At 68.4% G+C, this 13561-nt stretch carries 14 protein-coding genes and 4 tRNA genes; 9 read left to right on the top strand and 9 right to left on the bottom strand.

What is annotated here, in order from left to right; genetic code table 11:
- Positions 1–12 precede the first annotated feature (12 nt).
- From ABVN73_RS08930 to ABVN73_RS08910, 5 genes are all read right to left on the bottom strand, one after another.
- Positions 13–729: an ABC transporter ATP-binding protein gene (locus ABVN73_RS08930; protein ID WP_353857680.1), complete on the bottom strand. Its 717-nt coding sequence runs from the start codon at positions 727–729 to the stop codon at positions 13–15.
- Entirely contained in the window at positions 726–1472 is a 747-nt protein-coding gene (locus ABVN73_RS08925) for an ABC transporter ATP-binding protein (RefSeq protein ID WP_353857679.1), read from the bottom strand. The genes ABVN73_RS08930 and ABVN73_RS08925 overlap by 4 nt, the downstream gene beginning before the upstream one ends.
- Positions 1469–3310: an ABC transporter permease gene (locus tag ABVN73_RS08920; RefSeq protein WP_353857678.1), complete on the bottom strand. Its 1842-nt coding sequence runs from the start codon at positions 3308–3310 to the stop codon at positions 1469–1471. The genes ABVN73_RS08925 and ABVN73_RS08920 overlap by 4 nt, the downstream gene beginning before the upstream one ends.
- Before the next feature lie 164 nt (positions 3311–3474).
- Positions 3475–4701, bottom strand: a complete 1227-nt coding sequence (locus tag ABVN73_RS08915; protein WP_353857677.1) for an ABC transporter substrate-binding protein — start codon at positions 4699–4701, stop codon at positions 3475–3477.
- Positions 4702–4859: 158 nt separating this feature from the next.
- Positions 4860–5300: a MarR family transcriptional regulator gene (locus ABVN73_RS08910; RefSeq protein WP_353857676.1), complete on the bottom strand. Its 441-nt coding sequence runs from the start codon at positions 5298–5300 to the stop codon at positions 4860–4862.
- An 866-nt stretch (positions 5301–6166) separates the two neighbouring features.
- On the opposite strand from ABVN73_RS08910, the gene ABVN73_RS08905 reads away from it, so the two are divergent.
- On the top strand, positions 6167–7471 hold the full coding sequence (locus ABVN73_RS08905) for an outer membrane beta-barrel protein (RefSeq protein WP_353857675.1): 1305 nt from the start codon (positions 6167–6169) through the stop codon (positions 7469–7471).
- A gap of 232 nt (positions 7472–7703) precedes the next feature.
- Positions 7704–8276 carry a polysaccharide biosynthesis/export family protein gene (locus ABVN73_RS08900; protein WP_114860736.1) on the top strand — a complete coding sequence of 191 codons (573 nt, stop codon included), beginning with the start codon at positions 7704–7706 and terminating at the stop codon, positions 8274–8276.
- A gap of 163 nt (positions 8277–8439) precedes the next feature.
- Here the strand turns inward: ABVN73_RS08900 and ABVN73_RS08895 are convergent, their stop codons facing one another.
- From ABVN73_RS08895 to rlmB, 4 genes are all read right to left on the bottom strand, one after another.
- A complete protein-coding gene (locus ABVN73_RS08895) occupies positions 8440–8712 on the bottom strand; it encodes a hypothetical protein (RefSeq protein WP_353857674.1) in 273 nt (90 codons plus the stop codon).
- An 87-nt stretch (positions 8713–8799) separates the two neighbouring features.
- Positions 8800–9258, bottom strand: coding sequence for a hemerythrin family protein (locus tag ABVN73_RS08890; protein ID WP_353857673.1), 459 nt, complete (start codon positions 9256–9258; stop codon positions 8800–8802).
- Between the two features lie 38 nt (positions 9259–9296).
- A tRNA-Thr gene (locus tag ABVN73_RS08885) sits at positions 9297–9372 on the bottom strand.
- Positions 9373–9463: 91 nt separating this feature from the next.
- The gene (gene rlmB / locus ABVN73_RS08880) at positions 9464–10318 is read right to left on the bottom strand and encodes a 23S rRNA (guanosine(2251)-2'-O)-methyltransferase RlmB (protein ID WP_353857672.1); all 855 of its coding nucleotides are present in this window, start codon (positions 10316–10318) and stop codon (positions 9464–9466) included.
- Positions 10319–10462: 144 nt separating this feature from the next.
- Here rlmB and ABVN73_RS08875 point away from each other — a divergent pair.
- The 7 genes from ABVN73_RS08875 to rplK all read left to right on the top strand — a co-directional run bounded on the left by ABVN73_RS08875 (position 10463) and on the right by rplK (position 13560).
- Positions 10463–10548, top strand: a tRNA-Tyr gene (locus ABVN73_RS08875).
- 64 nt (positions 10549–10612) lie between these two features.
- Positions 10613–10686 (top strand) — tRNA-Gly (locus ABVN73_RS08870).
- Between the two features lie 81 nt (positions 10687–10767).
- Positions 10768–11958 carry an elongation factor Tu gene (gene tuf / locus ABVN73_RS08865; protein ID WP_014241041.1) on the top strand — a complete coding sequence of 397 codons (1191 nt, stop codon included), beginning with the start codon at positions 10768–10770 and terminating at the stop codon, positions 11956–11958.
- 154 nt (positions 11959–12112) lie between these two features.
- Positions 12113–12188: transfer RNA gene (locus ABVN73_RS08860), tRNA-Trp, on the top strand.
- Between the two features lie 69 nt (positions 12189–12257).
- A complete protein-coding gene (gene secE / locus ABVN73_RS08855) occupies positions 12258–12455 on the top strand; it encodes a preprotein translocase subunit SecE (RefSeq protein WP_035675069.1) in 198 nt (65 codons plus the stop codon).
- A 5-nt stretch (positions 12456–12460) separates the two neighbouring features.
- Complete coding sequence (gene nusG, locus ABVN73_RS08850; protein ID WP_038526785.1) at positions 12461–12991, top strand: transcription termination/antitermination protein NusG; 531 nt, start codon at positions 12461–12463, stop codon at positions 12989–12991.
- 134 nt (positions 12992–13125) lie between these two features.
- Positions 13126–13560 (top strand): 50S ribosomal protein L11, encoded by a 435-nt coding sequence (gene rplK, locus ABVN73_RS08845; protein ID WP_014241051.1) that lies wholly within the window; start codon positions 13126–13128, stop codon positions 13558–13560.
- The last annotated feature ends 1 nt before the right edge of the window (position 13561 follow it).

Here is a 13561-nt window from a genome sequence, read left to right as displayed (position 1 = left end):
TACCGCCAGCCCTCACACCGCCAGATAGGCCCGGCGCACCGCCTCGTCCTCCAGCAGCGTCCGCATCGGGCCTTCGAAGCGGATCTGCCCCTTTTCGATGACGCTCGCCCGGTCGGCGACCGCGGCGGCGAAGGCGAGATTCTGCTCCGACACCAGGATCGACAACCCCTCCGCCTTCAGCGCGCGCAGGGCGTCGGCCATCTGCTGAACGATGCGCGGGGCCAGCCCCTCCGACGGTTCGTCGAGCAGAAGCAGCGACGGGTTGCCCATCAGCGTGCGGGCGAGCGTCAGCATCTGCTGTTCCCCGCCGCTCATCCGCCCGCCGCGGCGGCCCCGCATCTCGGCGAGGTTGGGGAAGAGGGCGTAGAGCCGCTCCGGCGTCCAGTGGGGGGCGCCGTCGCGGGGCGGCTGGCGGCCGACCTCCAGGTTCTCCTCCACCGTCAGGTCGGTGAAGACCCGGCGGTCCTCCGGCACATAGCCGAGGCCGAGCCGCGCGATGCGGTGCGGCGGGAGGGCGGAGACGTCCCGCCCGTCGAAGGCGACCGACCCGGCGCGCCGGTCGAGCAGGCCCATGACCGCCTTCATCGTCGTGGTCTTGCCGGCGCCGTTGCGGCCCATCAGGGCGACGACCTCGCCCCGTTCCACCGCCAGATCGACTCCGGTCAGGATGTGCGCCCGTCCGTACCAGGCTTGGAGTCCGCGGACGCTCAGCAGCGGACGGCCGGTCATGTCGCACCTCCCAGATAGACGGCCTGCACCCGCGGGTCGGCGCGCACGGCGTCGGGGGTGCCCTCGGCGATCAGCTGGCCGCGGTCGAGGACGATGATGCGGGTGGCGTGGCCGAACACGACGTCCATGTCATGCTCCGTGAACAGAACGGCGAGCCCGCGCTCGCGGACGAGGGCGGAGGTCAGCGCCATCAGCTCCTGGCGCTCGCCGGGGGCCATGCCGGCGGTGGGTTCGTCCATCAGCAGGATTTTCGGGTTTCCGGCCAGCGCCATGGCGAGTTCGACGCGCTTCAGGTCGCCATAGGCCAGCACGCCGCAGGGCCGCTCCGCCTGGGCGCCCATGCCGACGCGCTCCAGCAGGGCCATCGCCTCGTCGCGGAACCCGGCGGCGGCCGGCGTCCACAGCCCGAACAGACGCCTGTGGACGGACAGCAGGACCATCTGCACATTCTCGCGCACCGTCATCGAGGCGAAGGTGGCGGTGATCTGAAAGGTGCGGCCGACGCCCAGCCTCCAGATGCGGCGCGGCGGCAGGCCGACGATGTCCACCCCGTCGAGCCGCACCGCCCCCGCGTCGGGCCGCAGCTGGCCGTTCAGCAGGTTGAAGCAGGTGGTCTTGCCGGCGCCGTTCGGCCCGATCAGCGCCAGCACCTCCCCGGCGTCCAGCGCGAAGGACACGCCGCGCACGGCCTGCACGCCGCCGAAGGCGCGCTGGAGGTTCTCCACGGCGAGGCGGCGGCTCATGAGTCCCTCCCGCGGGTCCACAGGTCGCGGACGAAGCCGGCGACGCCCTTGGGGAAGGCCAGAACCAGCACCAGGATGATGGCGCCCAGGACCAGCCGCCACCAGTCGGTCCGGCTCATCGCCTCGGTCTCCAGCAGGTGGAACAGGGCAGCACCCACCACCGGGCCGCTCAGCGTCTGGATGCCGCCCATCAGCACCATGACCAAAGCATCGACCGACACCGGCACGGCCATCAGCGTGGGAAAGACGCTGCCCTTGGAAAAGGCGTAGAGCCCGCCGGCCAGACCGGCGGCGGAGCCGGCCAGGGCGAAGCTCAGCCACTGGTGGCGGCGCACGTCGACGCCCACCGATTCGGCGCGCAGAGCGGAATCGCGTCCGGCGCGCAGCGTGTAGCCGAAGGGCGCGAAGGCGGCGCGGCGCAGCAGCAGCAGCGCGCCGCCGGCCAGCGCCAGGGTCAGCCAGTAATAGGCCGCCTTGCCCGCCGCCCAGTCCGGCGGCCAGACGCCGAGGATGCCGTTGTCGCCGCCGGTGACGCCGTACCACTGGAAGGTCACCGACCAGACGATCTGCGCGAAGGCCAGGGTGAGCATGGCGAAGTAGAGGCCCGACCGCCGCACGCAGAACCAGCCCGCGGCCAGCGCCCCCAGCCCGGCAACCAGCGGTGCGGCGGCCAGAGCCAGCGGCATCGGCGCGGCGAGATGCTTGACCAGCAGGGCCGCGCCGTAGGCGCCCAGCCCGAAATAGGCGGCGTGCCCGAAGGAGACGAGTCCGCCCAGCCCGATCAGCAGATGCAGGCTGGCCGCCAGCAGTGCCAGGATCACCACCTCGGTCAGCACGATCAGCGCGTAGTCGCCGGCGACCAGCGGCACCGCGGCCAGCAGGGCGAGCAGCAGGGCGGGCGCCCAGCGCGCCATGCCGGTTGTGGCGATCAGCGGCGGGCCGGGGCTGGTGGCGGTGGGCGGCGCGTCCTCCGCCCGGCCGAGCAGCCCGTAGGGGCGGATGACCAGCACCACGGCCATGAACAGGAAGACCAGGACGAGCGTGATCTGCGGGAAGACCAGGATGCCGAAGGCCTGCAATTGCCCGATCAGCAGCGAAGCGACGAAGGCGCCGGTCAGGCTGCCCATGCCGCCGACCACGACGACGACGAAGGCCTCGACGACGATGGCCATGTCCATGTGCAGGTTCACCGCCTCGCGCGGGACCTGGAGGGCGCCGCCCAGCCCGGCCAGCGCCGAGCCCAGGAACAGCACCCCGGTGAACAGACGCGCCGGATCGACGCCGAGCGCCGAGGCCATGTCGCGGTCCTGCGTCGCCGCGCGGACCAGCGTGCCCCAGCGCGTGCGGTTGAACAGCAGCCAGAGCAGGCCGAGCACCAGCGGCCCCAGCCCGATCAGCACGAGGTCATAAAGCGGGAAGGGCTGGTCGAGGATGTCCACGGAACCGCGCAAGCCCGGCGCCCGCCGGCCGAGCAGGTCTTCCGATCCCCAGATCCAGGAGGCGGCGTCCTGCACCACCAGCACCACGCCGAAGGTGGCGAGAAGCTGGAACAGCTCCGGCGAGCGGTAGAGGCGGCGCAGCAGCCCGATCTCCATCAGCGCGCCGAGCAGCCCGACCGCCAGCGAGGCCGCGGCGACGCCGCCCCAGAAGCCCAGCGGCGTGCCGCCCCAGCGCTCCACCAGCGTCCAGCCGAGATAGGCGCCCAGCATGTAGAAGGAGCCGTGGGCGAAATTCACGATCCGCGTCACGCCGAACACGATGGTCAGCCCGGACGACACCAGGAACAGCGTCGCCGCCGTGGCGAGGCCGCTGAGGAATTGCACGAGGTAGAAGGACATCGGCTCTTTTCGGCAGGGTCGGCGGGGGAGTGGCCTTTTTGCCCCCTCCCTAACCCTCCCCCGCTGCGCGGTGGAGAGGATCAGTCTCCCTCTCCTGCGGAGCGGGGGAAGGAAGGGGCCCGCGGCGAAGCCGTGGGAAGGGTGGGGGCAAGAACGCCGCCCCTTTACTCCGGACGCATCTTGCGGACGGCCTCGTCGGACGGCAGATAGTCCGCGCCGTCGGCGTAGCGCCAGCCGGTCATCGCGCCCTGGCCGCCCTTCACCGTGGTCTTGCCGACATAGGCGCCCATGGTCGCCTGATGGTCGAGCGCGCGGAAGGTGATCGGGCCGAAGGGGCTGGGCAGGGCCAGGCCGGACAGCGCGTCCACGACCTTCTCCGCATCGGTGGAGCCGGCCTTCTCGACGGCGGCGGCGATGGCCTTGAAGGTGGCGTAGCCGACGACCGAGCCCTGGCGCGGCGGCTCGTTGAAGCGCTTCACGTAGGCCTCGCGGAAGGCCTTGTGCTCCGGCGTGTCGATCTGCTCCTGTGGGTAGCCGGTGACGATCCAGCCCTCCGGCGCCTCGTCCTTCATCGGATCGAGATATTCCGGCTCGCCGGTCAGCAGGCTGACGACGGTGCGGTTGCGGAACAGGCCGCGGCCCTCGCCCTCGCGCACGAACTTGGCGAGGTCGGCGCCGAAGGTGACGTTGAAGATGGCGTCGGGCTTCGCCGCGGCCAGCGCCTGCACGGTCGGCCCGGCTTCCAGCTTGCCCTGGGCCGGCCACTGCTCGGCGACGAACTCGACGTCCGGACGCTTCTCCGACAGGAGCTGGCGGAACCACTGCACCGCCGACTGGCCGTACTCGTAGTTGGGGGCGACGGTGGCCCAGCGCTTGGCCGGCAGCTTCGCCGCCTCCTCCACCAGCATGGCCGCCTGCATGTAGGTGCTGGGACGCAGGCGGAAGGTGTAGCGGTTGCCCTTGGTCCAAGTGATGGCGTCGGTCAGCGGCTCCGCCGCCACGAAGGGCACCTTGTTGCGCGCGGCGAAGTCCGCCACGGCCAGACCGACGTGCGAGAAGTAGGTGCCGGCCAACAGCTCCACCTTCTCGTTCGACAGCAGCTCCTGCGCGACGCGCACGGCGTCGTCCGGCTTGCCGGCGTCGTCGCGGGAGACGACCTCCAGCTTGCGCCCGCCGAGCAGGCCGCCCGCCGCGTTCACCTCCTCCACCGCGAGCTGCCAGCCCTGGCGGTAGGGGATCGTGAAGGCCGGCAGGCCCGTGTAGCTGTTGATCTCGCCGACGCGGATCGGCTGGTTTCCCGCTTGGGCGTGGGATTCCGACGGCACGGCGATGCAAAGGGCGGCGGCGAGGGCGGCAGCGCCCGGCGCGAGCAGGAGATGGCGGCGGTTCATGGTCGGCGGTATCCCGGCGCGGTTGGCGGCTGCCCGAACCCATGGAACGGCAGCGTGAACGCAATGTCTGCGTTCATAGCAAACCCACCGCAAAAGTCACCGTTCCGTTGCGCCGCACCAACCGGGTTTTCCGCCGGCCGGTGCCGGACGCGCCGGCCTCACATCAGGCGGGAGAGCAGCAGGAGGAACGTCGCCTGCTCCTCCGGGGTCAGCGGATCCAGCGTGCGGTGGTGCGCCCGGGTGGCGTTCTCCAGCAGGGTGTTGACCAGCGACTGCCCGGCGCGGGTCAGGCTGACGCTGGTGCGGCGCCGGTCCTGCGGGTCCGGCTGGCGCTCCACCAGATTGCGCTCCACAAGGCGCAGGATCACCCCCTGGGTGGTCGCCGGGTCCATGAAGGTCAGCCGGCCGAGCTGGTTCTGCGACAGCGACCCTTCGGCCCGCAGCGTGACCAGCGCGCCCCATTGGGTGGGGGTGAGCTGGGAGTCCCCGATCATGTCCATGAAGATGGAGGACGCGCGCTGGTGGGCCCGGCGAAGGCGATAGTGGACCTGCCCGGTCAGCAGGTAATCGTCGGTCGGAGGATGGGCGATCTGATCCATGGGGCGCACACGAGCGTTGCGGAGCCGGACCGTTTCCGGTTGCGGCGGGTGTCGGCGAAACACCGTGCGACAGGGTCGGCGGCCATACCGGGGAATGTTCCCGGTCTTGCGCCAAATGCAGCAGGCTTCGCTTTGAAGCCTAGGGGTGGATGTCGCAATAGGCAACGCTCGCCGCTGCGGCATACGGCCACAGTCGAGGCCTTGTCACTATTTGAAACGCAAAGCACTCGCGAACGAAGATGAGGCGCGCGTTTCAGAAATCTTGCCGGGGGACTGGGTCGCAATCTGCATATGCGGGTGTGTTTTGGTCATACCAGACGCTTGTCCGCATTTCGATTATGGCCTTTGCTTTGGCGGGTAGGTGTTCGGTGGCGGAGTCTTTTCGCGGTCGGATTTCGGAAGGTCGCCGTCCGGTGGCGGAACGCTCCCGGGTGTGTAGGGCGGCATCACGACATCGTCGCCGGGATGGCGGGGCGACTTGGGCGGCGGGGGCGTGGTCAGGGGTCTGGTCATGCTCGGCGCTTCCTGATGAATCCCGTTGACGCGGTTCTGGACCGCCTTGGGTGAACGGCCGTCGCCGCTGGCTGGTTCCCGCGGAAGCGGACGCGTCGATGTGCGGTCGTATGACCTTTGCTCTAATGTTGCGGGCGTATGGCAATAGAGCGCCCGTCTGACGCAAGTCTTGTTGCGCCGACAACACAGGCGCGGGCAAAAACCACGGCCGAACGGCTTCACTGTTGCACGGACATCACGCTATGAGTTGTCTTTGCAGCGACTGTCCGCTTCTGCCGGAGCGGCGAATGCACATTCCGAGGCCATTCGGCCGCCCGATACGAGCCACTGATTTCAGCCTAGCGCGGTGACCCATGAAGCCCAGCTCCCTGCCCTTCCTCGCCCTCGCGCTCGCGTCCACCGTGCTGACGGCGCTGCCCGCGGCCACGCCGGTGAGCGCCCAGGAACTGCAGCGCGGTGAATCCGTGCTGGAGCGCCGCCGTCCGGAGGTCGAACAGCTCGGCATCCGCGCCGGATCGTTCCGTATCCTGCCGCGCATCGAGACCGGCCTGACCTACGAAAGCAACGTCTTCGCGACCGAGAACGACACCCGCGACGACTTCATCTGGGTCACCCAGCCGCGCGTCGACGTGCGTTCGGATTTCAACAACCACGCCCTGAACTTCTCGGCCTCCGGCAACATCGGCCGCTTCTTCGACTACTCGTCGGAGAATTACGCCGATTACCGGGCGCAGGTGGACGGGCGCTACGACATCACCCGCGACTCCTCGGTCAGCGGCCTGCTGTTCAGCCGCCGCGACCATGAGGGGCGGTCCGACCCGAACTTCGACGTGTCTCTGGGCACCGGCACCGTGGTGCCGCGCTTCGCGGAGCCGGTGAACTACTTCACCCATGGCGGCGAGGCGTCCTTCAACCAGCGCTTCAACCGCCTGCGCGTCCGCCTGACCGGCGGCGCCCAGTACACCTCCTACCAGGACGCCGAGCTGACCAACGGCCGGACCGAGTCGCAGGAGGACCGCGACCGCTGGAACTACACGGGCGCGGCCCGCGTCGGCTACGAGTTCATCCAGGGCTACGAGGCCTTCGTCCAGGGCTCCTACAACTGGACCCGCTACCGGCTGAGCCGGGATTTCGGCGGCGTCAACCGCGACTCGGACGGCTACGAGGTCGTCGGCGGTCTCTCCACCGATCTGACCGGCCTCATCAACGGCGAGATCTATGCCGGCTATCTGAGCCGGACCTACGACGATCCGACGCTGAAGGATTTCGGCGGTCTGGCCGTGGGCGGGCGCCTGAATTGGTCGGTGACCCAGCTCACCTCCGTCACCGGCTCGCTCAGCCGCCAGGTCCGCGAATCGACCTACGCCCGCGGCAGCCAGATCGCGTCGAGCTACAACCGCACCGTCGCCGCCGTCGGCGTGGATCACGAGCTTCTGCGCACCCTGCTGCTGAACGCCCGCGTCCAGTGGCGCCAGGACGACTTCAACGGCGTGGACCGCACCGACGACGTCTACACGCTGGGGGCCGGCGCCAGCTACCAGCTCAGCCGCTATGTCTTCCTCAATGGCGGTTATACTTACGAAAAGCGTAACTCGAACCTCAGTGGCTTCGATTACTCCGACAATCTGGTCTATCTGCGCGTCGGCGCCCAGATGTAATCAGTTCGTCTGGAGCAGGCACAGAGGGGCGCTCATCTTCCGATGGGCGCCCCTTTTGCATTTCCGCCTATACGGTGACGCGAATCCTTTTCCTCCGTTGGCGTTACTTCCTCTCCACTTTTTCCCAAGCGCGTGCGAGTTGCTAGTCTCCCTCCGTGACCGCTCAGGGTTCGGCCGCTCCATCCGCGGGCGGCCGGACCCGATGTCCTCACGAGCCATGGAAGGGTAAGGGATGAATCGACGTAACGTGTTCCGCGCGCTCGGAATGACCGTGGTCGCCGCCGCGATGGTCGGCTGCGCCGGTGGCCAGGATGCCCCTCTCGAACCGCCGGGCGTCGCCCAGATGACGGACTACCGCCTGGGGGCCGGCGACGCGCTGCGCGTCATCGTCTTTGGTGAGGAGCAGCTCTCCGGTGAATTCCGCGTCGACGGTTCGGGCAAGGTCGCCATGCCGCTGATCGGCGAGGTGACGGCCCGCGGCCACACCCCGCGCGAGCTGGAGGCCGACATTTCCAAGCGCCTGTCGCAGGGCTACGTCCGCGACGCCAAGGTCAGCGTCGAGGTGTTGAACCACCGGCCCTTCTTCATCCTGGGCGAGGTCCGCAACCCCGGCCAGTACCAGTATGTCAACGGCATGACCGCCCTGTCGGCGGTGGCGATGGCCGGCGGCTACACCTACCGCGCCAAGGAGGACTACGTCCTGATCACGCGCGGTGCCGATCCCAAGAAGGAACTGCGCCGCGCCCCGATCACCACGCCGGTGATGCCCGACGACGTGCTGCGCGTGCCGGAGCGTTATTTCTGATCGGCGGCCGGTTCCGAACACTCGCCAGACGGTCCATCAGACGGCCCATTTGTTTCGGAAAACTGGGGCAGGCGCCCCGCCACCATTCAACGCCATGACGATGTCCCTCTTCCCGCCGGGAAGAGGGACATTTTTTTGTTCCTCAGCCTACTTGCCGTGGCCGTCACCCGTCGTCGCGGGTGCCCTCGCCGAAGGGGAGGTCGCCCTTGCGGAAGGCGTCGGCGCCCTTGGAGTGGCCGGAGGGCGCACGCGCCTCGGGAGGGGCGTGGTCATGAGCGCTGGCGGCGGGAGGCGGGCGGGTGCCCGCGGCCTCGTCGTCGGTGCCCAGAGGGGCCGCGGCGGGGTCGGCGGCGGGGATCTTGTCCCCGGTCAGTCCCTTGTCGATGGCGTCGCGCAGGCGCTGCGCCCCGGCGTTGGGGGTGTCGGATTGTGCCATGAAGGAGCCCGGATCGGTTGCAGGAAGAGGACGTTCCCTTTTCCAACCGGTGCCCGCGGCCGCGGTTCCCCGGGCGGCGTGGAGTCGTCAGGAGCGCAGGGCGTCCCGGTCGGCCTCATCCAGGCCGTCGAGCCACTCATCCATGGAGATCATGGGCGGCTCGTCGTCAGACCGCCGGGAGGCCTCCACCAGTTCGGTGTCGGCAGTGTTGGAATGGACGATGAACCACAGCATCAGCCGATTCGCATCGTCGCCGGTCACGGGATCGCCACGTTTCGCGGCGTCCAAAAGAGCGTCGATGCCGGCGAGGTAGTTGCGATGGGCGTGTTCGTGCCGTTCCCGCCGGTCCGCGGCCAGGACGGCCATCTCCGCCGTTTCCGTGGCGAAATGCTCCGCCACCTCGTGCCGGAGCGCGGACAACTCCGCCGGCCCGACCGGGCCGCCTGCGGTCATCGCCGACAGAAGGTCGAGGATGGCGCCGTGCTCCGCGTCGATGACGCCGGAACCGGGCGGGATCAGGGAGCCGCCGTTCGGGGCGTGCGTCATGGGCAGGGCCGGGCGTCGGTCTGGCGGGTGGGGAGAGGTGGTGCCGGTTGCAGGGTTCGAACCCGCGACCTTCGGTTTACAAAACCGCTGCTCTACCAACTGAGCTAAACCGGCATGCCGCCCGGCCAGACCGCGGCGGGCGCTTACACTAGCGTCCCGCGCGGTCCGCGGCAAGCCTCACCTGTGCGGCGCGTCCGGCGACGCCTCAGCGCAGCCGGGCGACCTCGTAGAGGGCGACGGCGGCGGCGTTGGACACGTTCAGGCTGCCGACCGGCCCCTTCGTCGGCAGGCGGGCGATGATGTCGCAGCGCTCCATGGTCAGGCGGCGCAGGCCGGCGCCCTCCGCCCCGAGCACCAGAGCGGTGCGGCCGGTGAGGTTGCACTGGGCGAGCGTGCTCTTTCCCGACTCGGCGAGGCCGACGGTCCAGAATCCGGCCTGCTGGAGGTCGGCCAGGGCGCGGGCGAGGTTGGTGACGCGCACCAGCGGCACCGACTCCAGCGCGCCCGAGGCGCTCTTGGCCAGCACGCCGGTGGTCTCCGGCGCGTTGCGTTCCGTCACCACCACCGCCTTGGCGCCGAAGGCCGAGGCGGAGCGCAGCACCGCGCCGACGTTGTGCGGATCGGTCACCTGGTCGAGGACGACGATCAGCGCCGACGGGTCCGAATCGGCCTCCGCGCAGAGGTCCTCGATCCCGATTTCCTCCAAGGGGGCGACGTCCACCGCCACGCCCTGGTGCACGGCGCCCGGCGGCAGCATGCGGTCCAGGTCGTTGCGGTCGGCCGGCATCAGGCCGGGCCGCTGCAGCCCGCGGGCCTTGGCCTGGGCCAGCACCGGCTCCAGAGCGACGCGGCCCGTCTCGGTCGCGATCAGGCGATGGATGCGCCGCTCGGGGTTCAGCCACGCCGCCGACACCGGGTGCAGGCCGTAGAGCAGGACGCCCTGCGCGCCGCGTCCGGGAGAGGAGCGGTCGCCGCGCGACTCGCGGTGGGAAGGGGGGTGGCTCTTGGCCGGGGCAGGGGGCTGGCCGTGGGGCGCGGATGGCTTCTTCGAACGGGTCATGGTGTCCGGCTGGAGGGGGCAGGGCTAAGCCCGCCGCGGTTATTCACAGTTTTCTGGTTTGGACTGCTTCAGACGTGTTGACAAGGCCTGAAAAATTCTCATAGTGCCGAACTCCGCGGCGGGCATGTCCCGCAGCGGGCCTGAGGAAGGGTGGCCGAGTGGTTAAAGGCAGCAGACTGTAAATCTGCCCGCGTACGCGTACGCTGGTTCGAATCCAGCCCCTTCCACCACTACATTCCACGGCTTGTCCGTGATCGCAGTTCCCGGTCGATAGCGCCGGGCGGGGCATGGCAGGCGGGTGTAGCTCAATGGTAGAGCAGAAGCCTTCCAAGCTTACGACGGGGGTTCGATTCCCCTCACCCGCTCCAATCCCCCCGCGCTAAGGGAAATGTCGGTCTCGGCCGGGCCATTGTGTGCGTCCGGAACGTCGGGAACGAAAGACCAAAGCGATGGCGAAGGCAAAGTTTGAGCGGAACAAGCCGCACTGCAACATTGGCACGATCGGCCACGTCGACCACGGCAAGACGTCGCTGACGGCGGCGATCACGAAGGTGCTGGCCGAGAGCGGCGGCGCGACCTTCACCGCCTACGACCAGATCGACAAGGCGCCGGAAGAGAAGGCGCGCGGCATCACGATCTCGACGGCGCACGTCGAGTACGAGACGACCAACCGCCACTACGCCCACGTCGATTGCCCGGGCCACGCCGACTACGTGAAGAACATGATCACGGGCGCCGCGCAGATGGACGGCGCGATCCTGGTCGTGTCGGCCGCCGACGGCCCGATGCCGCAGACCCGCGAGCACATCCTGCTGGCCCGCCAGGTCGGCGTGCCGGCGCTGGTGGTGTTCATGAACAAGGTCGACATGGTCGACGATCCGGAGCTGCTCGAGCTGGTCGAGATGGAGGTGCGCGAGCTGCTGTCCTCCTACCAGTTCCCGGGCGACGACATTCCGATCGTCAAGGGCTCGGCGCTGTGCGCGCTGGAGGACCGTTCGCCGGAGATCGGCCGTGACGCGATCCTCAAGCTGATGGCCGAGGTCGACCAGTACATCCCGCAGCCGGAGCGTCCGAAGGACCGTCCGTTCCTGATGCCGATCGAGGACGTGTTCTCGATCTCGGGCCGCGGCACGGTGGTGACCGGGCGCGTCGAGCGCGGCATCGTCAAGGTCGGCGAGGAAGTCGAGATCGTCGGTCTGAAGACCACGGTCAAGACCACGGTGACCGGCGTCGAGATGTTCCGCAAGCTGCTCGACTCGGGCGAGGCCGGCGACAACATCGGCGCGCTGCTGCGCGGCACCAAGCGTGAGGACGTCGAGCGCGGCCAGGTCCTGGCCAAGCCGGGCAGCATCACGCCGCACACCACCTTCAAGGCCGAGGCCTACATCCTGACGAAGGAAGAGGGTGGCCGTCACACGCCGTTCTTCACCAACTACCGTCCGCAGTTCTACTTCCGCACGACCGACGTGACGGGCATGGTGAAGCTGCCGGAAGGCACCGAGATGGTGATGCCGGGCGACAACATCTCCATGGAAGTCGAGCTGATCGCTCCGATCGCCATGGACGAGGGCCTGCGCTTCGCCATCCGCGAGGGCGGCCGCACCGTCGGCGCCGGCGTCGTCGCCTCGATCATCAAGTAAGGTGAAGGAGCCGATCCCGCCGCCGTTCCCTTGCGGTTCGGCGACGGGGTCGGTCCCTGTCGTTTTCGGCGTGCCGGCCGATAAAAAGGCTGGCAAGCCACGCGGCTATACGCTATAAGCTCGGCTCCCCGCCGGGGGTAGAGCCTGCGGCGATAGGAGTGTAGCTCAATTGGTAGAGCACCGGTCTCCAAAACCGGGGGCTGGGGGTTCGAGCCCCTCCACTCCTGCCACGCCGTACCGAACCAGAACGGGCCGCTGACCGCGCCCTACACGTCGCACCGGAGCCCGCACGGTCTACGATGGCTAAAGTGAACCCCGCAGAATTCGCGCGCGACGTCCGCCGCGAGGTGGCCAAGGTCACCTGGCCGACCCGCAAGGAAACCGGCGTGACGACCGCCATGGTGTTCGTCATGGTGGTGCTGGCTTCGCTGTTCTTCCTCGTCGTGGATCAGGTGCTGGCCTTCGCCGTCCGTATGATCCTTGGGCTGGGAGCCTGATCGCCATGGCCGCGCGCTGGTACGTCGTTCACGTCTATTCGGGCTTCGAGAAGAAGGTCTCCCAGGCCATCCGCGAGAAGGCGGCCCAGAAGGGCCTGGAAGACAAATTCGAAGAAATCCTGGTGCCGACCGAGGAAGTGGTCGAGGTGCGCCGGGGTTCCAAAATCAACACTGAGCGGAAGTTCTTCCCCGGCTACGTCCTCATCAAGATGGATTTGACGGACGAGTCCTGGCATCTGGTGAAGAACACGCCGAAGGTCACCGGGTTCCTGGGTGGCGGCGGCAAGCCGCAGCCGATCAGCCAGCGTGAAGCCGAGCGGATCATCCATCAGGTGCAGGAAGGCTTTGAGCGCCCCAAGCCCTCGATCACCTTCGAGGTGGGCGAGCAGGTTCGTGTGAGCGACGGCCCCTTCACCTCCTTCAACGGCATCGTCGAGGAAGTCGACGAGGAGAAGGCCCGCCTCAAGGTGGCGGTGTCCATCTTCGGCCGCTCCACGCCGGTCGAGCTGGAATACACCCAGGTCGAGAAGGTCTGAGATCAACAGTTTTCCCGGGGCGCGTGATGAACAGTCACGTGCTCCTTTCTGCTGCGGAAGGCCCGCCATAGCCGCACCGCAAAGCCCCGCGACGCCGGACAGCGTATCGAGGCGTCGTATCTGGAGGTTGTGACATGGCAAAGAAAATCGTCGGCTTCATCAAGCTGCAGGTTCCGGCCGGCAAGGCGAATCCGTCGCCGCCCATCGGCCCGGCGCTCGGTCAGCGCGGCCTGAACATCATGGAGTTCTGCAAGGCGTTCAACGCCAAGACGCAGGATCTGGAAGTCGGTATGCCGATCCCGGTGGTCATCACCGCCTACGGCGACCGCACCTTCACCTTCGTCACGAAGACCCCGCCGGTCAGCTACTTCCTGAAGAAGGCCGCCGGCATCGACAAGGGCTCGCAGACCACCGGCAAGGGCGCTTTCGCCGGCAAGATCACGAAGACCCAGATTCGTGACATCGCCGAGAAGAAGATGAAGGACCTGAACGCCCACGACGTCGAGGCGGCCGCCAGCATGATCGCTGGTTCCGCCCGCTCGATGGGCCTCGAAGTGGTGGAGGGCTGAT

Source organism: Azospirillum formosense, from assembly GCF_040500525.1.
Taxonomy (GTDB): Bacteria; Pseudomonadota; Alphaproteobacteria; order Azospirillales; family Azospirillaceae; genus Azospirillum; species Azospirillum formosense_A.
This window is presented reverse-complemented; position numbering and strand designations above follow the sequence as displayed.